This is a genomic window from Streptomyces sp. NPDC087420 (assembly GCF_044744165.1).
Taxonomy (GTDB): domain Bacteria; phylum Actinomycetota; class Actinomycetes; order Streptomycetales; family Streptomycetaceae; genus Streptomyces.
Map to the genome: position 1 here is coordinate 270162 of NZ_JBIUXU010000001.1, position 22459 is coordinate 292620.

The following is a 22459-nucleotide window of genomic DNA, read 5'->3' on the forward strand; positions in this document are numbered from 1 at the left end:
GGTCCGTGCGCACACTCCTCAGGAAGATCGCCTTCTACCTGCTCACCGCCTGGGCGGCGATCAGCCTCAACTTCCTCATCCCGCGCATCATGCCGGGCAATCCGGCGGACAATCTGATCAACCAGTTCCGCGGGAAGCTCAGCCCGTCCGCGGTGCACGCCCTGCGGGTTCTCTTCGGCCAGCCGAACCAGAACCTCTGGGAGCAGTACGTCAGTTACTGGCACAGCGTCTTCACCGGCAACTTCGGCATCTCGTACGCGTACTACCCCTCCAAGGTCAGCACGGTCCTCGGCCAGAGCATGTACTGGACGCTGATCCTCGTCACGATCTGCACCGTGCTCGGCTTTGTCCTCGGCACCTCGCTGGGCATGCTGGCCGGCTGGAAACGCGGCAGCTGGCTCGACTCGCTGGTGCCCCTGACGACGTTCCTGTCGTCCATTCCCTACTTCTGGTTCGCGATCATCATGGTCTACGTCTTCGCGATCTCCCTCAACTGGTTCCCGCTGTCCGGCGGTTACGCGCTCGACCAGAGCGTCGGACTGAACAGCGGCTTCATCGGCAGCGCCCTCAACTACGCAGTCCTGCCCGCCGCCACCATCACCGTCGCCTCGATCGGCGGCTGGCTGATCAGCATGCGCAACATGATGCTCACCACGCTCGGCGAGGACTACGTCCGGCTCGCCGAGGCCAAGGGCCTCTCCAAGCGCCGGGTGATGTACACCTACGCGGCCCGCAACGCGATGCTCCCCTCGTTCTCCGGCTTCGCGATGTCGCTCGGCTTTGTCATCGGCGGCTCCATCGTCACCGAGGTCGTCTTCAACTACCCCGGCATCGGGTCGGTGCTCTTCAAGGCCGCCCAGGCGGCCGACTACCCCCTGATGTCCGCGATTTTCCTGCTCATCACCGTGCTGGTACTCGTCGCGAACCTGCTCGCGGACATCGCGTACGTGTTCCTCGACCCGCGGACAAGGGAGAGCTGACCCATGGCCCTGCAACCCGCCGCCCTGGCCGAGGCGGACACCGGTGCGGAGTCCTCCGGGAGCCTCGCCCGACTCTGGGTGCGCCTGCTGCGTTCACCGCTGACCCTCACCGGTCTGGTGATCCTGCTGGTCTTCGTGATCCTGGCCGTGATCGCGCCGTGGATCTCGCCGTACGACCCCTCCGCCGTCAGCGACGCCGCCCTGGCCGGCCCGTCCGGGTCCCACTGGCTGGGCACCACGCAGAACGGACAGGACGTCCTGTCCCAGATGCTGTACGGCGCCCGCGCCTCGATGGTGGTCGGCCTCGGCGCCGCCGTGATCACCACCGCCCTGTCGGTGGGGGTCGGCATCACCGCCGGGTACGTGGGCGGAGTCGGCGACGAACTGCTGTCGCTCCTCGCGAACGTGTTCCTCGTCCTGCCGGGCCTGCCGCTGACCATCATCCTCGCCGCGTACCTGCCGCACAGCGGCTCCCTCGGGATCATCCTGGTCATCACCGTCACCGGCTGGGCCTGGGGCGCCCGGGTCCTGCGCGCCCAGACCCTCTCCCTGCGCAAACGGGACTTCGTGGAGGCCGCCCGCGCCACCGGCGAGAACACCTGGCGGATCATCCTCAAGGACATCCTGCCCAACCAGATGGCGGTGATCGCCGCCTCGTTCCTCGGCACCGTCATCTTCGCGATCCTCACCCAGGCCAGCCTGGCGTTCCTCGGCCTCGCCGACGTCACCCAGTGGTCCTGGGGAACGATCCTGTACTGGGCGCAGACCGGCAGCGCCCTCCTGACCGGCGCCTGGTGGTGGTTCGTCCCCGCCGGGCTGGCCATCGCGGTGCTCGGCACCGCGCTCTCCCTGGTCAACTTCGGCATCGACGAGTTCATCAACCCCCGGCTGCGGCAGGTCGGCCTCGGCACCAAGAAGGCCCAGCGCGGCCAGGTGTCGGCGAAGCGCCCGCGCCGCGTCAAACACCAGGGCCCGGTGGTACGGCGGCCCGCCGCGACGCCCTTCACCCAGGACAGCACCGACATCGTGCTCGACGTCCGCGACCTGCGGGTGGAGTACGTCGGCGAAGGCGGCCGCACCCCGGCGGTCAGCGACGTGTCGTTCACCCTGCGGCGCGGCGAAGTCCTGGGCATCGCGGGCGAGTCCGGCTCCGGCAAGTCCACCCTCGCCTACGCCATCACCCGGCTGCACAAGCCGCCGGCCGAGATATCCCAGGGCGAGATCCACTACACCAAGCCCGACGGCACCACCGTCGACGTGCTGGCCATGGACGACACCGAACTGCGCGGCTTCCGCTGGGAGGAACTGTCCATCGTCTTCCAGTCGGCGATGAACGCGCTCAACCCGATCCTGCGGATCGGCGCCCAGATCGAGGACGTCATCGTCGCCCACCGGCCGAAGATGGACGCCCAGGAACGCGCCGCCCGGGTGGTCGAACTGCTCGGCATCGTCGGCATCCCCGCCGACCGCGCGAACTCCTACCCGCACGAACTCTCCGGCGGAATGCGGCAGCGCGCGATGATCGCCGTCGGGCTCGCCCTCGACCCCGAGATCATCGTGATGGACGAGCCGACCACCGCGCTCGACGTGGTGATCCAGCGTCAGATCATCGAGAAGATCATGGAGTTGAAGGACCGGCTCGGCTTCTCGGTCGTCTTCATCACCCACGACCTGTCGTTGCTGATCGAACTCTCCGACACCATCGCGGTGATGTACGGCGGCAAGGTCGTGGAGACGGCCCCGGCCGACGACTTCTACCGCCGCCCCCAACACCCTTACAGCCGCGGGCTGCTGGCCTCCTTCCCCACCCTCGGCGGCCCCAAGCGGGAGCTGACCGGCATCGCCGGCTCCCCGCCCGACCTGCGCAGGCTGCCCAGCGGCTGCGCGTTCAGGCCCCGCTGCCCGCAGGCCTTCGACGCCTGCGCCACGCAGGTGCCGCGGCTCTACCAGGTTGGCGGGCCCGGTGACAGCACCTCGCTGGCGGCCTGCCTGCTGCACGCGGACGCGCGGGAGAAGGCAACCGCGCACCCCGGCGGCCCGCACTCCGAGACCACCCCCAACGAACTGGCGACAGGTGAGACACGATGAGCGGTGACACGCAGGCCGGGACGGCGACCACCACCGGCGCCACGGCCGGGCAGCGGCCCGTACTCGAAGCCGTCCACGTGACCAAGCACTTCCCCGTACGGAGCGGACTGCCCCGGCGCGGCGCCACCCGCAAGGTCGTGCACGCCGTGGACGACGTGTCGCTGAGCCTGTACGCGGGACGGATCACCGCGCTCGTCGGCGAGTCCGGCTCCGGCAAGTCGACCCTGGCCCGGCTGCTCGCCCAGCTCCACCCGCTCACCGGCGGCGAGGTACGGCTGCACGGCGAGCCCGTCCGGGCGATGCGCGGCAAGGCCTTCCGCGACCACGTCCGCAAGGTCCAGCTGATCCTCCAGGATCCGTTCGGGTCCTTCAACCCCGTCGCCACGATCGCCGGCACCCTCAAGCGGGCCGTCGCGCTGCACCACCCCGGCAAGCGCGGCAAGGAACAGGCCGCCGTCATCGACGACCTGCTGACCCGGATCAACCTCGTGCCGCCCCGGCAGTTCACCGCGAAATACCCGCACGAACTGTCCGGCGGACAGCTCCAGCGCATCTCCATCGCCCGCGCGCTGGCCGCCGATCCCGAGGTGTTCCTCGCCGACGAACCGGTCTCCAGCCTCGACGTCTCCATCCGCCTCGGCATCCTCAACCTGCTGCGACGCCTGACCGAGGAACGCAACGCGGCGATGCTCTACGTCACCCATGACATCGCCTCCGCCCGCTACTTCGCCACCGACACCGCGGTGATGTACGCCGGGCAGTTGGTCGAGAGCGGCCTCTCGGAGGAGGTGACCCAGCGGGCGGCCCATCCCTACACCCAACTGCTGATCGCCTCCGCACCCGACCCGTCGAGGTCCGGCGCCGACCGCGTCCGGGACATCGGGCAGCCGCCCAACCTCATCGACCCGCCGGCCGGCTGCCGGTTCCACCCGCGCTGCCCGTACGCGATGGAGCGCTGCGCCACCACCGCCCCCGAGCCGTTCGATCTCACCGCCGGACACACCGTCCGGTGCTGGCTCTACGCCGACGACGCCGAGGCCCGCGCCAAGCGGGCCGAGAACACCGAAGCCGTCGCGCGCCCGGCCGCCCCCACCGCCTGATCCACGACCGGACCTCCCGTACACCCCCACGTATCTCTCCCGCTGTCCCACCTCTCAAGGAGCAGACGCACGTGACTACTTCGAAGTCGCTCATCGCGACAGGCGTGTCAAGACGAGGCGTTCTCACCGGCGCCCTCGCCGTCGCGGGCTCGCTCGCCCTCGCCAGTTGCCAGTCGTCCTCGGGCGGCGGCTCGGGCGGCGGCAGCGGCACACTCACCGTGGCCGGCCAGTCCGACAACCTCACCAAGGTCTTCAACCCGTTCCTGGCCAACACCGCGCAGGGGCTGACCTACACCTCGCAGGGTTCCGGCGGCTTCATCTACGAGCCGCTGGTGCAGATCAACACCGTCAACATCGGCCACGACCTGCCCTGGCTGGCGAAGGCCTGGCGCTGGTCGGACAGCAACAAGACCCTCACCCTGGACATCCAGTCCGGTGTGAAGTGGACCGACGGCACCCCGTTCTCCGCCGACGACGTGGTGTTCACGTACACCATGCTGAAGGAGAACCCCGGGCTGAACCTGCTCGGCGTCGAGATCACGTCGGTCACCGCGCCCAGCGCCACCCAGGTCGTCTTCACCTTCCCGGTGCCGTCCGAGCAGTTCTTCACCAACGTCGTGTCGGCGCCGATCGTCTCCCGGCACATCTGGTCCAAGGTCAAGGACCCGAGCAAGTACACCGACGAGAACCCGGTCGGCACCGGCCCGTTCAAGCTCGGCCAATTCTCGGCGCAGAGCTTCACACTGGTACGCAACGAGGAGTACTGGCAGCCGAAGGCACAGATCAAGGCGCTCAGGTTCGTCGCGTACAAGGACAACGTGAGCATGACCAACGCGCTGGTCCAGGGCCAGGCGGACTGGGGCGGCACGTACATCGCCAACGCCGACAAGACGTACCTGAGCCGCAGCAAGCACAATAACTACTGGGCGCCGCTGGCCGGGACCGACGGTCTGATCCCCAACCTGGAGCGCTGGCCGCTCAGCGACCTCGCGGTGCGGCAGGCCATCAGCCTCGGTGTGGACCGCAAGCAGGTCGGCGCGGCCAGCGGCGCCCCGCCGGCCACCAGCGTCACCGGACTGCCGATGCCCGCCTACACCTCGTCCGTGTCACCCGAGTTGAAGGGTGTCGACTTCACCCAGGACGTCGCCAAGGCCCATCAGACGCTGACCGACGCGGGCTACAGCAAGGGCGGTGACGGCTACTACCGGAAGGGCGGCAAGCGGGTCGAGTTCTCGGTCAGCTTCCCGTCGTCGTACACCGACATCGCCTCCCGGGTGCAGGTGCTGGTCTCCCAGCTCAAGGACATCGGGATCAAGCTCAACATCGACACCACGACGGTGAACGAGATCAACACCCTCACCGGCAAGGGCGACTTCGACTCCACGATGGGCTACCCGGTCAACTCCGCACCGCGCGCCTTCTCCTACTACAACGACACGATCAATCCCAATCTCTACTACCCGATCGGGAAGGCGACGCCGACCTTCCAGAACATCGAGCGGTTCCGGAACGCCGAGGCCGCGGAGCTGTTCAAGGAGTACCCGAAGGCCACCACGGACGCCCAGCGGCAGCAGATCCTCAACGGGATAGAGAAGATCTTCGTCGAGAACCTGCCGTGGATCCCGATGTTCTACTGGGGCAGCTACGGCAACTGGAGCACCGCGAAGGCGACCGGGTTCCCCACTCCGCAGGACCCCTACTTCAGCCCCGTGCCCAACCCGGTCGTCGCTCTGCGGCTGAAGCCGGTCTGAGCCGTCGCGCGCCGAACGCCTCCGCACCACCATCCCCCTGCCGCAACCCGCGAGGAGAGCCATGCCACACCTCTCGACGCCCACCGCCCTGGTGGTCGTCAACGGCGACGACATCCACCACGACCTGCTCAGCGCCGCCGGAGTGTTCCAGCAGCTGGGCGTGGAGGCCGGGTTCACCACCCGCAAGGCCATGGGCACCAGCCGCTTCGTGGATCCACGGCCCGAGACGGCCGAGGCGGACGTCTACCTCCTCTACACCGCGGGCGGGCAGTTCACGACGGACCAGCAGCGGGCGCTGGCCGACGCGGTACGGGGAGGCAAGGGGCTGGTGGGGGTGCACGGCGCCAACATCATGGGCGTACGGGGGGACGGCGTCGACCCGGCGGACCGGCCGCTCTTCGAGCTGCTCGGCAACCGCTACCTCTCGCACGGTCCCGGCCACCACGAGGGCCGGCACACCGTCGAGATCGTCGCCGACCACCCGATCACCCGCGGGCTCACCGACTTCGAACTCTTCGACGAGTACTACGAGTTCGAGACGGCGGACCAGGACATCACCGTGCTCGCGCAACGGCACCGGGCGGACGGGGTGGTCGTCCCGGTGCTCTACGCCCGCGAGGCCGGGGCGGGCCGGGTCGTCTATCTGGCGCTCGGCCACGACATGCGCTCCTGGGGCGAACCGCCGGTCCGCACCCTGGTCAGGCAGGCCCTGCGATGGGCGGCCGGCCGTGACTGAGTCCACACGCACCGGCCCCGCGGGGCCGGCCGGAGGAGGAGACGTGACAGCCGGAATCGGCGTCATGATGTACACCGTGCTCGACCAGGCACGGTCCGACCTGGAGGGCACCCTGGCCCGGCTGGCCGGCCTCGGCTACCTGGGCATCGAGACCTACGGGCTCGTGGAGCACTTCGGGCCCGCCCGGGTCAGGGACGCCATCGCCGCCGCCGGGCTCACCCTGACCGGTGCGCACACCCCGTTCCCCGCCGGGCCCGGCGCCGAGGCGCTGCTCGACACGAACGAGGAACTGGGTGCCGACGTCCTCGTATGGAGCATGGAGCGCGAGGAGTTCGACTCGCCGGACGCCGTCCGGCGTGGAGTGGAGCGGGTCAACGAGGCCGCCGAACGCGCGGCCGGCCGGGGGATGCGGATCGCCTACCACAACCATTTCGCCGAGTTCTCCCAGGAGTTCGCGGGCCGGCCGGCGTACGACCTGCTGCTGGAGCTGCTGGACGATCGCGTCCTGGTCGAACTCGACGCGTACTGGGCGCAGATGGGCGGCGCCGACCCGGCCGACGTGCTGGCCGGGCTCGGCGACCGGGTGCGCTTCGTGCACGTCAAGGACGGCCCGGCCGTCAGCTACGAGCACGACGTGATGGTGCCCATCGGGGAGGGCGGGATCGACTGGGCCCGCACCCTGAACACACCGTCCGGTCTGCGGTGGCACATCGTCGAGCTGGAGCGGCTGCACATCGACACGTTCGAGGCGCTGCGGCGCTCGTACGACCACTTGGTGGGCCACGGGCTGTCCCGTGGCGCACGCGTCCCCGAACCGACCGAGGAGCGGGCATGAACGTACTGTTCCTGGGCGGCGCGGGGATGATCGGTTCGGCGGTCGCGGCCCGGGCGGTCACCGCCGGAATCGACGTGACCGTCGTGACCCGCTCCGAGCCCGTCCGGCCGGTCGCCGACGGCGTACGGCAGCTGCGCGCGGACGTCCGCGATCCGGCGGCGCTCAAGGCGGCGCTGGGCGGCGACGAGTTCGACGCGGTGGTCAACTGGGTCGGCTTCACCCCCGACGACATACGCGCCCACCCGGACCTGTTCACCGGCCGGACCGGGCAGTACGTCTTCATCAGCACCTGCTCGGTCTTCGGCCGGCCGGTGCCGAACCTGCCGATCACCGAGTCCAGCCCCCGCCGCCAGCCCGTCTTCGGCTACGCCCGCGACAAGATCGCTTGCGAACTGCTGCTGGAGGACGCCCACCGGTCGGCCGGCTTCCCGCTGACGATCGTGCGGCCCTTCCACTCGTACGACCGTACGGTGATCCCGGTCCTCGCCGGCTGGACGGCGATCGAGCGGATGCGCGCGGGCCGGCCCGTCGTGGTGCACGGAGACGGCACGTCGCTGTGGTCCCTGACCCACACACGGGACGTCGCCCGTGCCGTCGTCCCCCTGCTCGGCCTGGACCACGCGGTGGGCGAGAGCGTCAACGTGGTCGGCGGTGACATCCTCACCTGGGACCAGATCCATCTGACCCTGGCCGCGGCGGCCGGGGTGCGCGCGCCCGTGCTGCGCCACCGTGCCAGCGAGTCGATCGCCGAGCACGTACCCGGCTGGGGCGAGGTACTGGAGCATGACTTCCGGCACTCGATGCTCTTCGACACGTCCAAACTCCGGTCGCTGGTACCGGGTTTCGCACCCCGCGTGTCCTTCGCGGAGGGGGCCAGGGAAGCACTGGCCCACCACGACGCCCACCCGGAGCTGAAGTTGGCCGACCAGGAGTTGTCCCGGGCCTTCGACGCGCTCCTGGAGACCACCGCAGGACGGAGGAACACGTGATCGGCGTCGGACTCATCGGCTCGGGATTCATCGGCGACACCTACGCGGACGCCCTCCAGGACGTACGGAACGCCGCCCTGGTCGCCACCTGCTCCCGCGACCTGGCACGCGCCTCCGCGCTGGCAGCCAAGTGGGCACCGGACGCCCGTGCCCACGACACCATGGCGGCCCTGTGCGCCGACCCGGCCGTCGACCTGGTGGTCGTCGCGGTGCCCAACGAGGCACACCTGGAAGCGGTACGGACCGTCGCGGCGGCCGGCAAGGGCGTGGTGTGCACCAAACCACTGGCCCGTACCGGCGCCGAGGCGCGGCAGATCCTCGACGTCGTGCGCGAGGCCGGCGTCTGGCACGGCTACGCGGAGAGTTCGGTCTTCTCGCCCAACCTCGCCAAGGCGTACGAGATGGTCACCGCCGGCGCGATCGGCGACCTGCTCACCATGCGGGCCCGCGAGGCGCACTCCGGTCCGCACGCCCCGCACTTCTGGGACGCGGAGACCGCGGGCGGCGGCGCGCTGCTCGACATGGGCTGCCACACCGTCGAGTCCGCCCGCCACTTCTTCGGCAAGGACAACCCCATCACCGAGGTCTTCGCGTGGGGCGCCACACTCGCCCACGCCGACCGGACCACCGGCGAGGACACGGCGATCGCCCTGCTGAAGTTCGCCGGCGGCCAGCTCGCCACCGTGGAGTCGTCCTGGATCGAGAAGGGCGGGATGCAACTGCGGCACGAACTCGTCGGCAGCGCGGGCCGCCTGGTCACCGACACCTCCGCGACCCCGGTGTGGGGCTTCATCGAGCACCCCGTCGGCTACCTGGTCGAGAAGGCCGACGCCGACACCGGCTGGGTCTACCCGGTCCCCGAGGAGGCCCGCGCCTACGGCTTCAGCCAGCAGATGCGGCACTTCGCCGACTGCTTCGCCCGGGGCGTTACACCACGCGAGACCTTCGAGGACGGCGTTGCCGTCAATCACGTACTGGACGCCTGCTACGCCTCGATGCGCTCAGGCACATGGGAAAGGGTCCAGGTCCCGGCATGATCACGGATCAGAGCGGCCCGCGGCTGCCGGGCCGGGCGGCGGCGCCGCGGGAACTCACCGGCGCGTACCCGGAGCCCCTGTGGATCCAGGCGAAGTCCGCGCTGGAGAACCGCATCGCCCTCGGCGAGGTCGCGCCCGGCTCCCGCCTGCCGCCCGAACGTGAGCTGTGCCGGATGCTCGGCATCTCGCGGGTCACCCTGCGCAAGGCACTGACCGCCCTGGTGGAGGAGGGCGCGCTGCGCGCCGCCCAGGGCCGTGGCTGGTACGTCACCGCCCCGGAGCGCAAGGAGTGGCCCAACACCCTGGAGTCGTTCTCCGAGACCGCCCGCCGGATGGGGCTCGTACCGACGTCCCGGGTGCTGCGCCGCGAGCCGGGACCGGCCACCTTCGACGAGGCGGAGGCGTTCCAGATCGTCCCCGGCACCGCGCTGTACCGGCTGGAGCGCGTCCGCCTGCTCGACCGGGTGCCGATCGCCGTCGACCACTCGCTCGTCCCCGCCGACCTCGCCACCGGCTTCGACGAGGTCGACTTCACCACCCGTTCGCTGTACGACACCATGGCCCGCCTGGGCTTCGAGCTCGCGCAGGCCGACACCACCATCGAGGCGCGCTCCGCCGACGCGGCGCTCGCCGGGCACCTCGCCATCGCGCCGGGCACCCCCGTCCTCGACATGCGGCAGATCGTCCGTGACCGGAGCGGACGCCCGCTGCTCTCCTCCTCGATCCGCTACGCGGGCGACCGCTACCGCCTGCGCACCTCCTTCACGCGGAACGCGGGCGCGTGAACCGCCGTCCCCCTCACCTCCTTCGCAGAAGCGGACCCCCTGTGACCACAACAACGCGACCCCCTTCCGATGACGGCGCCGTCGGCGCCGGTGGCACCCACGGCGCCGGCGGCACACCGGCGCTGGCCCGTGCCCTTGCCTCGCCCCGCCCCGACGAGATCACGGCGTGCCAAAGCCTCCTGCGGCGGGAGGGCCTGCTCGGCCCCGACACCCACGTCTCGTACTTCGGCCTGGCCGAGCAGGACAAGCGCGAACTCCTCGTCGGTACGATCGCCCCCCGCCGCTTCCGCGTCATGCTGGTCGACCTGCGCACCGGCCTCTCGCACGACGTCGTCGCCTGCCCCGGCGAGGACCGCCTCGTCTCCACCCGGGTCCTGGACGTCGCCACCGACGGCCATGTCCCTGTGGTGCTGGCCGAGTTCGGGCTGGTCGAGGAGATCGTGCACGCCGACGAGCGCTGGCTGGCGGCGATGCGCAAGCGGGGCCTGACGGACCTCAGCCGGCTGCGCGTCAACCCGCTGTCGGCCGGTGTGGCGGGGGAGGGGGAGGACGGCCGCCGCCTCCAGCGCTGCTTCACCTTCGTACAGAAGACACCGGACGACCTCGGCTGGGCCCACCCCGTGGACGGCGTCACCGTCGTCGTGGACGTGATCAGCCGTGAAGTCCTCGACGTGGTCGACCACATGGACCTGCCGGTGCCCGAGGAGGACGGGAACTTCCACGATCCCCGCTGGGTGGACCGGCCGCCACGGGCCGGGCTGAAACCGATCGAGATCACCCAGCCCGAGGGCCCCAGCTTCACCGTGGACGAGAACGGTGTCATCAACTGGCTCGGCTGGTCGCTCCAGGTCGGCTTCGACCAGCGGGAGGGCCTGGTGCTGCACAACGTCAGCATCGACGACGCCGGCCGGCAGCGCCCGGTGCTCTACCGCGCCTCCGTCGCCGAGATGATGGTCCCGTACGGCGACCCCAGCCCGCAGCGCTGGTTCCAGAACTTCTTCGACTGCGGCGAGTACGTGCTCGGCGGCTTCGCCAACTCCCTGGAACTGGGCTGCGACTGCGTCGGCGACATCACGTACCTCGACGCGGTCCTCGCCGACAGCGCGGGCGGCGTCCGTGTCATCCCGCAGGCCGTCTGCGTCCATGAGGAGGACACCGGGATCCTCTGGAAGCACTCCGACAACTGGAACGGCTCCTCGGAGTCGCGCCGCAACAGGCGCCTGGTGGTCTCCTTCTTCGTCACGGTCGGCAACTACGACTACGGCTTCTACTGGTACTTCTCGCTCGACGGGGCCATCGAGCTGGAGGTCAAGGCGACCGGCGTCGTCTTCACCTCGGCCTATCCCGGGCCCGGCTACGAGTTCGCCTCCGAACTCGCGCCGGGTCTCGGCGCCCCGTACCACCAACACCTGTTCAGCGCCCGGCTGGACATGGCCGTGGACGGTACGGACAACGCGGTCGACGAGGTGGAGTCCGTGCTCGTGCCCCGGGGACCGCGCAACCCCACCGGCACCGGCTTCACCCAGACCGTCACCCGGCTGCGCACGGAGTCGGGGGCCCAGCGGGTCGCCGACAACACCCGTAACCGGGCCTGGCTGGTCACCAACCCCTCGGTCACCAACCGGCTGGGCAACCCGGTGGGTTACCTGCTGCACCCCGAGGGCCGGCCGCTGCTGCTGGCCGACGAGGCCTCCGACATCCACCGGCGGGCCACCTTCGCCACCCGGCACCTGTGGGTGACGCCCTACGCGCCGGACGAGAACCACCCGGCGGGCGACCTGGTCAACATGCACCGGGGCGGCGCGGGGCTGCCCGAGTGGACCGCCGCCGACCGGGACGTCGACAACACCGACATCGTGCTGTGGCACACCTTCGGGCTGACCCACTTCCCCCGGCCCGAGGACTGGCCGGTCATGCCGGTCGACTCCACCGGCTTCGCACTCAAGCCGTACGGCTTCTTCGACCGCAACCCGACGCTGGACATCCCGGCGTCCACCGCCGGCCACTGCCACCCCGGCGGACACCCCGATCACGATCACGACCACCACGACCACGGAAAGGCCGGCGCATGACGACCGGACACCTGCTGGGGATCCAGCTCTACAGCGTGCGTGACGACATCGGCCCCGCCGACCTCGACGCCACCCTCGCCCGGCTGGCGGGCCTCGGCTTCACCCACGCGGAGCCGTACGACATCCTCACGGACCCGGACCGGCTCGGTACGGCCCTGCGGGACGCCGGGCTGCGCGCCACCACCGCCCACGCGTCGGTGGTACGGCACGACGTGACGCACGTCCTCGACGCGGCGGAAGCCCTGGGCATCGGCACGGTCGTCACCCCGTACGCCGACCCGGGCAGCATCGCGGACCGGGCCGGGGTGGAGCAGCTCGCCGCGACCCTCAACGACGCCGCCGGCCGCGCCGCCGCCCGGGGCATCCGCATCGGGTACCACAACCACGACTTCGAGTTCGCGCAGACCGTGGACGGCGTCCCGGCGTACGACCTGCTCACCGGACTCCTCGACCCGGCCGTCGTACTGGAGGTCGACGTCTACTGGGCCGGGGTCGGCGGCGCCGACGTGTTCGAGCTGCTGCCACGCCTCGGCGACCGTGTACGGCTCCTGCACGTGGTGCACGAGCGCGAGCCCGGAAACGACCGCCCCGTCCTCGGCGTCGACACGGCCGGGCGGATGGACGAGGTGCTCGCCCTGACCGCCGGCACGGTGGAACTGCCCGTGGTCGAGGTGGTCGCCCACCACAGCGACGTATGGCCGCTCGTCGCGCGCAACGCCGCCTACTTCCTCGCCGGAGCGCACGCGTGAGCGCGCCCGTCCGCGTCGCCGTCATCGGCGCAGGGGACATCTCCGGCCCGTACCTGACGGCCCTGACCGGCTACCCGGACCTCGTGGTCACCGCCGTGGCCGACCTCGTGCCCGCCCGTGCCCGGGCCCGCGCCGAGGCCCACGGCGTGCCGGCCTGGGGCACCACCGCCGAGGTGCTGGAACGCGACGACGTCGACCTGGTGGTGAACCTGACCGTCCCCGCCGCCCACGCCGAGGTCGCGCTCGCCGCCGTCGCCGCCGGGAAACACGTCTGGGGCGAGAAGCCGCTGGCCCTGGACCGGGCCTCCGCCCGCGCCGTCCTCGACGCCGCCGACGCCGCGGGTGTGGTGGTCGGCAACGCGCCGGACACCGTGCTCGGCCCGGGGATACAGACCGCGCACCGGCTGCTCGCCGAGGGCGCGATCGGCGAGCCCAGGACCGTACTCACCCTGATGCAGGGCCCGGGCCCCGACCTGTGGCACCCGCGACCGCAGTTCCTCTTCGCCAAGGGGGCGGGGCCGCTCTTCGACATCGGCCCCTACTACCTGACCGCCCTGGTCCAACTCCTGGGCCCGGTCGTCTCCGTGAGCGCGAGCGGGCAGAGCCCGCGCGCCGAGCGGGTCATCGGATCGGGACCGGACGCCGGCACGGCCTTCCCCGTCGAGGTGCCGACCCACCTCAGCGTGGTGACCACCTTCGCCTCCGGGACGGTCGGCACCTCGGTCTACAGCTTCGACTCCCCGCTGCGCCGCCAGCTGTTCGAGATCACCGGTACCGACGGCGTCATGGAGGTCCCGGTCAGCGGGTTCGACGGGCCGACCCGGCTGCTGACCGGGACCGCGCCCGGCGCGGCCTGGACCACCGTGCCCGCCGACGGCGTCCCGAGCGACCGGGGTGTCGGCGTCCTCGAACTGGCCCGCGCCCTGCGGGCGGGACAACGGCCCCGCGCCAGCGGTGAGTTGGCGTACCACGTGCTCGACATCATGCTCGCGGTCGAGGAGTCCGCCGGCCTCGGATCGCCGGTCCGGGTGGCGAGCGGCGCACCCGAGGTGCCCCGGATCCCACCCGGATGGGATCCGGCCGCACCGACCTTCGACGGACACGACAGAACGGAACAGACATGACCGACGGCTACCTCGCCTACGCGGCGGCCCGCGCGACCCAGGCCGAAGAACTGGAGGCCGCGATCGCCCGCCTGACCGGATCCGTGACCTCGCTCGCCGCGAGAGGCCAACTCACCGGCCCGGGGCCGGTGTTCGTCGGCATCGGCGCCAGCCTGGCGGCGGCCTGCGCCCCGGTGTGGGCGCTGCGCAGCCGGGGTGTGCACTCCTGGCGGCTCGGCGCGGGCGACCATCCGCTCCCGTTCCCCGCCAGCAGGCACCCCGTCTTCGGCGTCTCCCAGAGCGGCCGCAGCGCGGAGACACTGGCCGTCCTGGAATCCGTCGCCCCCGCCCTGCGGCACGCCGTGGTCAACATGACACCGTCCCCGATCGCGGACCTCGCCACCGGCCTGGTCGGCATCGGCGGTGTCCCGGACAGTTACGCGTCCACGATCGGCTACACCGCGACCGTCGCCGCGCTCGGTCTGCTCGCCGACGTGTGGGACGGCGGCGCGCCCGACGAGGGCTGGGCCGGGCTCGGCACCCTCTTCGCCGCGACGGAGAAGGAACTGACCGGTCCGGTACGGGCTTTGGCGCCGCTCTTCGCGACCGCCACGTCCGCCGACTTCGTGGGGGCCGGGCCCGCCGTGGGCTCGGCTGAGGCCGGGGCCCTGCTCTTCCGTGAGGTCGCCCGGATCCCGTCGACCGGCATGAGCACCCGCCAGTACCTCCACGGGGCCATGGAGTCGGCGGGCGGCGGGGTCCACGTCATCTTCGGCGACGCACGCGAGCACGCCGCCGCCCGCACCCTGGCGGACGTGGGGCACCCAGTGGTGCTCGTCACCGCGGAACCGCCCGCCGAACGCCCCCTGTTGCACGTGGTACGGGTGCCCCGGCTGCCCGCCGCCCAGCGCGCCGTCATCGAGATCCTGGTCGTGCAGATCCTGGTCGAGGCGGTGGCCGAGGTCCGTGGAGTGGACATCGAGGAGTTCGTGTTCCACAACGCCGACATCAAGGTGGCCGAGGGGCGGCCCGCCGTATGAAAGTCCTCGTCGGGGCCGACATCGGCGGCACCAAACTCGCGCTCCGGGTGGAGACACCGGACGGAGCGGTACGGGTCGACACGGAAATCCCGGCCACGGGCTGGGAGGCCACTCCGGTCGACCGGGCCGCTCGCTGGCTCCTCGGCCGCGTGGCACCCGTGCTGTCCGCCGGGGACGAGATCGCCGCCCTCGGCGTGGGCGCCCAGGGCTGCGACACGCAGGAGCACTGCGCCCGCCTCGCCGCCGCCTTCGGGCGGCTCGGGGTGCCGACGACGGTGGCCAACGACGCCGCGCTGCTCGTCCCGGCCGCCGGCCTGGACCGGGGGATCGGTGTCATCGCGGGCACCGGCTCCATCGCCGTGGGCACCGGCGCCGACGGCACCGTGCTCTTCGCCGGCGGCTGGGGCTGGGTGCTCGGCGACGAGGGCAGCGCGCCCGCGATCGTACGGGACGCGACCAGGGCCGCCCTGGCCGCGTACGACACGGACCGCCACGACGACGGGCTGCTGTCCGCGCTGCTCGCCCACTACCGGGTCACCGACGCCCCGGCTCTCGCCCGAGCGGTCAACGACCTTCCCACCACGGGGAATTGGGGACCGGGTGCCCCCGCCGTCTTCCGGGCCGCCACCGCGGGCTCCCCGCTCGCCCTGGCCGTCGTGGACGAGGCCGCGGCCCAGCTGTGCGCCCTCGTCACCCGGCTGCGGGCCCGCGGCGCCGTCGGCCGCACGGTCGTGGCGGCGGGTGGGGTGGTGCTGGGCCAGCCCCTGCTCGCCGACCGGCTGCGGGCCCACCTCGCTTCCGTACAGCCTGATCTGACGCTGCGTCTGCTGGACGTGCCGCCGGTCGCGGGCGCGGTGGCGCTGGCGAGGGCCCGACACCGGGCGGCGGCGGGGGCCGCCGAGGTCTGACCCGTACGACACGATCCGCGGGCGGCCGCGCGGGACGGACGATCCCGCGCGGACCCCGTCCTCCCCTCCGTCCGGACGCCGACCCACCCCTCCGCCCGGCCGTTTCTCCCCCGGGCAGGGACCCACACTCAAGGAGCTGACCATGGCAGAGCAGAATCCCCCCTGGTCGGGGGCCCTCTACATCGACGGCCGGTTCCGGCCGCCCGCCGCGGGGGGAACCCTTCCCGTCCGTGACAAGTCCTCGGACGAGGTGTTCGGCGTCGCGGGCAGCGCGGACGCCTCGGACGTCGACGCGGCCGTCGCTTCCGCCCTCACCGCCCAGCGCGACTGGGCGGCCCGCCCCTACTCGGAACGGGCCGCGGTCCTGCGTGAGGTCGCGACCTCCCTCCAACACGCCGACGGCTTCCGTGAGTTGATCATGCGGGAGACCGGCAGCATCGCGGGCAAGGCCGACTACGAGATCGCCTCGGCGGTCGGTGAGCTCACCGAAGCGGCGGCGCTGGCCTCCCGGCCGGTCGGAGAGGTGTTGCGGACCGGCCACGAAGGCCGCTTCTCGGTGTCCGAGCGGGTGCCGGTCGGTCTGGTCGCGGCGATCACACCGTGGAACTTCCCCCTCGTCCTGGGGATGCGGGTGATCGCCCCCGCCCTCGCGCTCGGCAACGCCGTCCTGCTCAAGCCCTCCCCGGAGACCCCCGTCTCCGGCGGCCTGGCGATCGCCGAACTCTTCGAGCGGGCGGGAGCGCCGCACGGCATATTCCAGGTCCTGCCCGGCGCCGAGGAGGCCGGCCGCCGGCTGGTCGAGCACCCGGACGTGGCGATGATCCACTTCACCGGCTCGACCGCCGTCGGGCGCGACATCGCCCGTACCGCCGGATCCCTGCTGAAGAAGACCTCCCTGGAACTGGGCGGCAACAACGCCCTGGTTGTCCTGGACGACGCGGAGACCGGGCAGGCCGCCATGATCGGCGCCTGGTCGAGCTTCCACTACCAGGGACAGACCTGCATCAGCGCCGGACGGCACATCGTCGACCGCGCGGTCGCCGACGCCTACCTCCGCGACCTGACCGCCCGCGCGGCGGCCATCACCGTCGGGGATCCGCTGCGGGACGGGACCGGGCTGGGCCCGATCATCAACGACGCCCAACTGGCCCGGGCCAGGCACCTGTTGGACGAGGCGGTCGCGGGCGGCGCCCGGATCCTGACCGGGGGGACGAACGACGGCCGGTTCTTCCGCCCCACCGTCGTCGTGGACGTCGACCCCGCCGCCGCGCTGTGGACCGAGGAGATCTTCGCCCCCATCGCGCCGGTCGCGGTGGTCGACGGTGTCGAGGAGGCCGTGGCACTGGCCAACGACACACCGTACGGGCTGGTCTCCTCGGTCGTGGGCGCCGACGTGCACCGCGCCACCGAAGTGGCCCGCCGCCTGAACAGCGCCATGGCGCACGTCAACGACGCGACGCCGCAGGACGAGCCGCTCGCCCCGTTCGGCGGGGTCGGCCAGTCCGGTCTGGGCGGGCGGGCCGGCGGTGACGCGAACCTGGAGGAGTTCACCGAACGGCGGTGGCGCACGGTCGCGGGCACCCCCGCGCACTACCCGTACTAGACACCACGATGCACGAACTGACCGCGCTGGCCGGGTTGTTGGGGGCCGTTCTGTGCCTGGCGGAGCGGCTCGCCGGGCCCGCCCGCTGCTGGGGCCCGTCCGCCGTCGTCCTGGGGGTCATGGCGCTGATGGCGTACGGAGTGGGCGGTACGGCCCTGACGGCGGCAGCGGTCGCTGTCGCCGGCGCCTGCCTGTGGGCCGCGCGCGCAGGACCGGCCCACCGCCGGGCCCCGGCCGCCGTGGACCTCGCCACGATGGCGCTGCTGACCGCCGCTGCCGCCAGGACCGGTCACGCCGGTGGCCCCGCCCACCCGGCCGGGATGCACATGGGCGGCGCTTCAGGAGCGTACGACCCGAGGTTCTTCCTCTTCCTCGTCGCCTGCTGGGTGCTGGCCCGCGCCTGCGTCCCCCTCACCCGGCTCCTCAGGTCCCGCTCCCCCTCGGCGGCCGCCCCGGGACGGCCGTGGCGGCGGGCGGTGGTGGCGGAGCTGGGCGGCGCCGCGATGGTCATGGGGATGGCGGCGATGCTCGCCTGACAGGGCCGTCGACCGTGGCGTCGGCGCCGACACCTCGTCCGGCCGGGCCGCCCGCCCCTTCTGTGTGCTGAAATCCGGCTATGGCAGGATTGGCGTGCTTGCGGTTCCAGCAGCACGGAAGAGGGAAGTTGCGGCATGAGGGTGAATCAGCTCGGGCACAGCGCGGTCCGGGTCACGGAGTTGGGCTTCGGCGGGGGCCCGCTGGGCGGACTCTTCGCACCGGTGGACGACGCGACCGCCGCGGGAGCGCTGGAGGCGGCCTGGGAGGGCGGCATCCGCTACTTCGACACGTCGCCGCACTACGGCATCGGGCAGTCCGAGCGCCTGGTCGGGGAGGCCCTCCGGCCCAGGCTCCGGGGGGAGTTCACGCTGTCGACCAAGGTCGGCAGAGTGCTGGTGCCCCAGGACGCGGCGGGGCGTACGGACGAGTCGTTCATGGTACCGGCGACCCACCGCCGGGTCTGGGACTTCTCCCGCGACGGGATCCTGCGCAGTGTCGAGGACTCCCTCGCCCGCCTGGGTACCGACCGCGTCGACACGCTGTTCCTGCACGACGCGGAGCGGCACTTCGACGCCGCGCTGCGCGACGGCTGGCCCGCGCTGGCCGAGCTGCGCGCCCAGGGAGTGGTGGGCGCCGTCGGCGCGGGGATGTACGACACCTCCCTGTTGACCCGGCTGGTCCAGGAGGCGGACGTGGACGTCGTGATGCTGTCCGGCCACTACACCCTGCTGGCGCACGGCGCGCTGGACGACCTGCTCCCGGCGTGCGCCGACCGTGGTGTGTCCGTCCTCGCGGCCTCCGTCTTCAACTCCGGTCTCCTGGCGACGGACCGGCCGGCCGAGGGAGCACGCTTCGACTACGCGCCCGCCTCACCGCAGCTGCTGCGCCGCACCCATCGGATCGCCGACGTCTGCGAGGCGAACGGAGTGACGCTCCCTCAGGTCGCGATGGCGTTTCCGCTGCGGCATCCGGTGGTCGCGGGCATCGTGGTCGGGATGCGCTCCGCCGACGAGGTACGGAGCAACCTCGCGGCGTTCGGCGCGGAGATCCCCGAACAGGTGTGGTCCGACCTGCGCGCCGAGGGGCTGCTCGACGAACGCGCGCCGGTCATGGCCTGAACCGCCCCGCGAGCACCGGGCGTTGGACAAGTCCGGGCCATTGACCGTCGTCCGCCGAGCGGCCATGCTCGATGGCGCATGCGACTGAACGCGATTCACCCACATGAATGCGCGTCCGGTGAGAGCGGTTCCCAGCCCCACCGTTCACTCCTGAACCCCCACATCAGGAAAGCAGGTACGGCTCATGAGGTCCAGAAAACCCCGCAGGAAACAGATCGCGCGCGCGGCCATCGCCGCCCTCGCGACCACAATGCTGTTCGGCCTGCCCGCCCTGTCCGGTCCGGCGGGCGCCGCCACCGTCCGCCCGGAGGCCGGGACCAATCACCCGGCGGCGCCCGCCGAACTGCCACCCACGGCCCCCGGCACCCCGGCCGTCAGCGGCATCACCTCCACCGGCGCGAACCTGCGCTGGGGCCCGTCCACGGACGACACCGGCGTGGTGGCGTACGAGATCCGTGGCGGCGGCACCGTACTCAAAACCCTGACGGGCACCCCGCCCGCCACCTCGACCACGCTGACCGGACTCGCCTGCAACGCGCCCTTCACCCTGTCCGTCGTCGCGAAGGACGCGGCCGGCAACGCGTCGCCCGCCGGCGGATCCGTGTCCTTCTCGACCACCGCCTGCCAGGCGGACGGCGGTGTCCCCGGCACCCCCACCGCCCTCTCCAGCGGCTGGTCCGTCCCGTGGGGCACGGACTGGCTGCCGGACGGCACCTCCGCGCTGGTCACCGAGCGGGACACCTTCAAGGTCTTCAAGGTCACCCCCACCGGCACCAGGACCGAGGTCGGCACCGTGCCCAACACGGTGACCACCGGCGGCGAAGGCGGACTGCTCGGCGTCGCCGTCGACCCGAACTGGGCCACCAACCGGTACGTGTACTTCATGCACACCGCCTCCGAGGGCAACCGCGTCGCCCGCATGACGTACAACGGCACCACCCTCAGCGGCTACACCGTCCTGCTCCGGGGCATCCAGAAGAACCGCTACCACAACGGCGGACGGCTGCTCTTCGGCCCCGACGGCTTCCTCTACGCGTCCACCGGCGACGCCCAGCAGCCCGCCCTCGCGCAGGACAGGAACTCCCTCAACGGCAAGATCCTGCGCCTCACCACCACCGGCGCGGCGGCTCCCGGCAACCCGTTCGGCTCGTACGTCTACAGCTACGGCCACCGCAACCCGCAGGGGATGGCCTTCGACCGCAACGGCCGCCTCTGGGCCTCCGAGTTCGGCGAGTCCACCACCGACGAACTCAACCTGATCAAGTCCGGGAACAATTACGGGTGGCCGACCTGCGAGGGCACCTGCAACGTCGCCGGCACGACCAATCCGAAGAAGACCTGGAGCACCGCCGAGGCCTCGCCCAGCGGCATCACGATCGTCCGCAACGTCCTCTACATGGCCTCGCTGCGCGGCGAACGGCTGTGGCGGATCCCGATCACGGGTGACACGGAGAACGTCGGCACCGCCACGGCGTACTACATCGGCACGTACGGGCGGCTGCGAACCGTCCTGAAGGCCCCGGGCGTCGACCAGTTGTGGCTCGCCACCACCAACGCCGACGCGAACGGGGGACAGGGACCGGGCTCGGACCGGATCTTCCGCGTCACGATCGGCTGACCGGCCACCCCCACAGCCGGCCACCCCAGCACGAAGGCGGTACCGGAGGAATTCCGGTACCGCCTTCTGGTGTGATGTCCAGTCAGTCAGGCCGCTGTGATGTTCAGCCAGGACGACGGGGTTCGCGTCAGGCGACGACCTTGCCCTCGCGCAGCTTCGCGATGGCGTCCTCGTCGTACCCGAGGCTCGCGAGCACCTCGTCCGTGTGCTCACCGAGCAGCGGCGCGCCCTGGATGTCGGGCTTGAAACCGGAGAACTTGACCGGGCTGCCGACGGTCAGGTACTTGCCGCGGAGCTTCTGGTCGACCTCGACGATGGTGCCGCTCTTGCGCATGTCGGGGTCCTCCGCCAGCTCCTTCATGCTGAGCACGGGAGCGGTGGGCACCTCCCACTTGCGCAGGATGTCGACGGCCTCGTACTTGGTCTTGTCGGCCAGCCACTTCTCGATCTCCTCGAAGATCTCGAAGATGTGCGGCTGACGCGCCTTGGGCGTGCTGTACTCCGCGTCGTCCACCCACTCGGGCCGGCCGATGGCCTCGGCGGTCCGCTTCCAGTTCTGCTCCTGGATCGTGAAGTAGATGTAGGCGTTGGGGTCGGTCTCCCAGCCCTTGCACTTCAGGATCCAGCCCGGCTGGCCACCGCCGCCCGCGTTGCCGCCGCGCGGCACCGTGTCGCCGAACTCCGTCGCCGGGTACTGGGGGTACTCCTCCAGGTAGCCGACCTTCTCCAGGCGCTGCTGGTCACGGAGCTTGACACGGGTCAGGTTGAGTACGGCGTCCTGCATGGACACCGAGACCTTCTGGCCGAGACCGGTCTTGTCGCGCTGGATGATCGCGGTGAGCAGACCGATCAGCAGGTGCATACCGGTGTTGCTGTCACCGAGCGCCGAACCGCTGATGGTCGGCGGGCCGTCCCAGAAACCGGTCGTGGAGGCGGCGCCACCGGCGGCCTGCGCGACGTTCTCGTACACCTTCAGGTCGGACCACGACGAGTCGTCGTTGAAGCCCTTGACCGAACCGAAGATCAGGCGGGGGTTGAGCTCGTGGATGTGGTCCCAGCCGAGACCCATGCGGTCCAGGGCGCCCGGGGCGAAGTTCTCGACGAGGATGTCCGACTCGCGGATCATCCTCTCCATGACCTCCTTGCCCTCGGCGGTCTTGGTGTTGATCGCCAGCGAACGCTTGTTGCTGTTCAGCATGGTGAAGTAGAGCGCGTCGAGTTCCGGGATGTCACGCAGCTGACCGCGGGTCACGTCGCCGCCCTGGGGGCGCTCGACCTTGATGACGTCAGCTCCGAACCAGGCGAGCATCTGTGTACACGCGGGCCCGGCCTGGACCCCGGTGAAGTCGATCACCTTGATTCCGGCGAGCGGCTTGTCACTCATGTTTGCTTCCTTCTGTGTCATGAACT

At 71.3% G+C, this 22459-nt stretch carries 19 protein-coding genes and 1 pseudogene; 19 read left to right on the top strand and 1 reads right to left on the bottom strand.

What is annotated here, in order from left to right:
• The first annotated feature begins 5 nt into the window (after window positions 1–5).
• From ACIO1C_RS01240 to ACIO1C_RS01330, 19 genes and pseudogenes are all read left to right on the top strand, one after another.
• The gene (locus tag ACIO1C_RS01240) at window positions 6–980 is read left to right on the top strand and encodes an ABC transporter permease (protein WP_401857044.1); all 975 of its coding nucleotides are present in this window, start codon (window positions 6–8) and stop codon (window positions 978–980) included.
• A gap of 3 nt (window positions 981–983) precedes the next feature.
• A pseudogene (locus tag ACIO1C_RS01245) lies at window positions 984–1814 on the top strand (ABC transporter permease); the annotation flags it as partial.
• A 141-nt stretch (window positions 1815–1955) separates the two neighbouring features.
• Window positions 1956–3068, top strand: coding sequence for an ABC transporter ATP-binding protein (locus ACIO1C_RS01250; RefSeq protein WP_401857990.1), 1113 nt, complete (start codon window positions 1956–1958; stop codon window positions 3066–3068).
• Window positions 3065–4168, top strand: a complete 1104-nt coding sequence (locus ACIO1C_RS01255) for an ABC transporter ATP-binding protein (RefSeq protein ID WP_401857045.1) — start codon at window positions 3065–3067, stop codon at window positions 4166–4168. The genes ACIO1C_RS01250 and ACIO1C_RS01255 overlap by 4 nt, the downstream gene beginning before the upstream one ends.
• 71 nt (window positions 4169–4239) lie before the next feature.
• A complete protein-coding gene (locus ACIO1C_RS01260) occupies window positions 4240–5919 on the top strand; it encodes an ABC transporter substrate-binding protein (protein WP_401857047.1) in 1680 nt (559 codons plus the stop codon).
• A 61-nt stretch (window positions 5920–5980) separates the two neighbouring features.
• Window positions 5981–6655 carry a ThuA domain-containing protein gene (locus ACIO1C_RS01265; RefSeq protein ID WP_401857048.1) on the top strand — a complete coding sequence of 225 codons (675 nt, stop codon included), beginning with the start codon at window positions 5981–5983 and terminating at the stop codon, window positions 6653–6655.
• 43 nt (window positions 6656–6698) lie between these two features.
• On the top strand, window positions 6699–7490 hold the full coding sequence (locus ACIO1C_RS01270; RefSeq protein ID WP_401857049.1) for a sugar phosphate isomerase/epimerase family protein: 792 nt from the start codon (window positions 6699–6701) through the stop codon (window positions 7488–7490).
• A complete protein-coding gene (locus tag ACIO1C_RS01275; RefSeq protein WP_401857051.1) occupies window positions 7487–8479 on the top strand; it encodes an NAD-dependent epimerase/dehydratase family protein in 993 nt (330 codons plus the stop codon). The genes ACIO1C_RS01270 and ACIO1C_RS01275 overlap by 4 nt, the downstream gene beginning before the upstream one ends.
• Complete coding sequence (locus tag ACIO1C_RS01280) at window positions 8476–9516, top strand: Gfo/Idh/MocA family protein (protein ID WP_401857052.1); 1041 nt, start codon at window positions 8476–8478, stop codon at window positions 9514–9516. The genes ACIO1C_RS01275 and ACIO1C_RS01280 overlap by 4 nt, the downstream gene beginning before the upstream one ends.
• The gene (locus ACIO1C_RS01285; protein WP_401857053.1) at window positions 9513–10301 is read left to right on the top strand and encodes a GntR family transcriptional regulator; all 789 of its coding nucleotides are present in this window, start codon (window positions 9513–9515) and stop codon (window positions 10299–10301) included. The genes ACIO1C_RS01280 and ACIO1C_RS01285 overlap by 4 nt, the downstream gene beginning before the upstream one ends.
• A gap of 41 nt (window positions 10302–10342) precedes the next feature.
• Window positions 10343–12373, top strand: a complete 2031-nt coding sequence (locus ACIO1C_RS01290) for a primary-amine oxidase (RefSeq protein ID WP_401857055.1) — start codon at window positions 10343–10345, stop codon at window positions 12371–12373.
• Window positions 12370–13122: a sugar phosphate isomerase/epimerase family protein gene (locus ACIO1C_RS01295; RefSeq protein WP_401857057.1), complete on the top strand. Its 753-nt coding sequence runs from the start codon at window positions 12370–12372 to the stop codon at window positions 13120–13122. Before ACIO1C_RS01290 ends, ACIO1C_RS01295 begins: the two co-directional genes overlap by 4 nt.
• Window positions 13119–14246 (top strand): Gfo/Idh/MocA family protein, encoded by a 1128-nt coding sequence (locus ACIO1C_RS01300; protein WP_401857059.1) that lies wholly within the window; start codon window positions 13119–13121, stop codon window positions 14244–14246. The genes ACIO1C_RS01295 and ACIO1C_RS01300 overlap by 4 nt, the downstream gene beginning before the upstream one ends.
• Entirely contained in the window at window positions 14243–15265 is a 1023-nt protein-coding gene (locus ACIO1C_RS01305) for an SIS domain-containing protein (RefSeq protein WP_401857061.1), read from the top strand. Before ACIO1C_RS01300 ends, ACIO1C_RS01305 begins: the two co-directional genes overlap by 4 nt.
• The gene (locus tag ACIO1C_RS01310; RefSeq protein WP_401857062.1) at window positions 15262–16173 is read left to right on the top strand and encodes a BadF/BadG/BcrA/BcrD ATPase family protein; all 912 of its coding nucleotides are present in this window, start codon (window positions 15262–15264) and stop codon (window positions 16171–16173) included. Before ACIO1C_RS01305 ends, ACIO1C_RS01310 begins: the two co-directional genes overlap by 4 nt.
• Window positions 16174–16315: 142 nt before the next feature.
• A complete protein-coding gene (locus ACIO1C_RS01315) occupies window positions 16316–17776 on the top strand; it encodes an aldehyde dehydrogenase family protein (RefSeq protein ID WP_401857063.1) in 1461 nt (486 codons plus the stop codon).
• Between the two features lie 8 nt (window positions 17777–17784).
• Window positions 17785–18312, top strand: coding sequence for a hypothetical protein (locus ACIO1C_RS01320; protein WP_401857064.1), 528 nt, complete (start codon window positions 17785–17787; stop codon window positions 18310–18312).
• A 135-nt stretch (window positions 18313–18447) separates the two neighbouring features.
• Window positions 18448–19431 (top strand): aldo/keto reductase, encoded by a 984-nt coding sequence (locus tag ACIO1C_RS01325; protein ID WP_401857066.1) that lies wholly within the window; start codon window positions 18448–18450, stop codon window positions 19429–19431.
• Window positions 19432–19615: 184 nt separating this feature from the next.
• A complete protein-coding gene (locus ACIO1C_RS01330; RefSeq protein WP_401857067.1) occupies window positions 19616–21049 on the top strand; it encodes a PQQ-dependent sugar dehydrogenase in 1434 nt (477 codons plus the stop codon).
• 127 nt (window positions 21050–21176) lie between these two features.
• On the opposite strand, the gene frc is transcribed toward ACIO1C_RS01330, so the two are convergent.
• Window positions 21177–22433, bottom strand: coding sequence for a formyl-CoA transferase (frc, locus tag ACIO1C_RS01335; protein WP_401857069.1), 1257 nt, complete (start codon window positions 22431–22433; stop codon window positions 21177–21179).
• Window positions 22434–22459 lie beyond the last annotated feature (26 nt).

What these genes read in the sequence shown, in the direction of transcription:
- ACIO1C_RS01325 (WP_401857066.1), top strand. Translation starts at nt 18,448, where the DNA reads ATGAGGGTGAATCAGCTCGGGCACAGCGCGGTCCGGGTCACGGAGTTG.
- frc (WP_401857069.1), bottom strand. Translation starts at nt 22,433, where the DNA reads ATGAGTGACAAGCCGCTCGCCGGAATCAAGGTGATCGACTTCACCGGG.
- ACIO1C_RS01295 (WP_401857057.1), top strand. Translation starts at nt 12,370, where the DNA reads ATGACGACCGGACACCTGCTGGGGATCCAGCTCTACAGCGTGCGTGAC.
- ACIO1C_RS01275 (WP_401857051.1), top strand. Translation starts at nt 7,487, where the DNA reads ATGAACGTACTGTTCCTGGGCGGCGCGGGGATGATCGGTTCGGCGGTC.
- ACIO1C_RS01330 (WP_401857067.1), top strand. Translation starts at nt 19,616, where the DNA reads ATGAGGTCCAGAAAACCCCGCAGGAAACAGATCGCGCGCGCGGCCATC.
- ACIO1C_RS01305 (WP_401857061.1), top strand. Translation starts at nt 14,243, where the DNA reads ATGACCGACGGCTACCTCGCCTACGCGGCGGCCCGCGCGACCCAGGCC.
- ACIO1C_RS01315 (WP_401857063.1), top strand. Translation starts at nt 16,316, where the DNA reads ATGGCAGAGCAGAATCCCCCCTGGTCGGGGGCCCTCTACATCGACGGC.
- ACIO1C_RS01255 (WP_401857045.1), top strand. Translation starts at nt 3,065, where the DNA reads ATGAGCGGTGACACGCAGGCCGGGACGGCGACCACCACCGGCGCCACG.
- ACIO1C_RS01320 (WP_401857064.1), top strand. Translation starts at nt 17,785, where the DNA reads ATGCACGAACTGACCGCGCTGGCCGGGTTGTTGGGGGCCGTTCTGTGC.
- ACIO1C_RS01310 (WP_401857062.1), top strand. Translation starts at nt 15,262, where the DNA reads ATGAAAGTCCTCGTCGGGGCCGACATCGGCGGCACCAAACTCGCGCTC.
- ACIO1C_RS01265 (WP_401857048.1), top strand. Translation starts at nt 5,981, where the DNA reads ATGCCACACCTCTCGACGCCCACCGCCCTGGTGGTCGTCAACGGCGAC.
- ACIO1C_RS01285 (WP_401857053.1), top strand. Translation starts at nt 9,513, where the DNA reads ATGATCACGGATCAGAGCGGCCCGCGGCTGCCGGGCCGGGCGGCGGCG.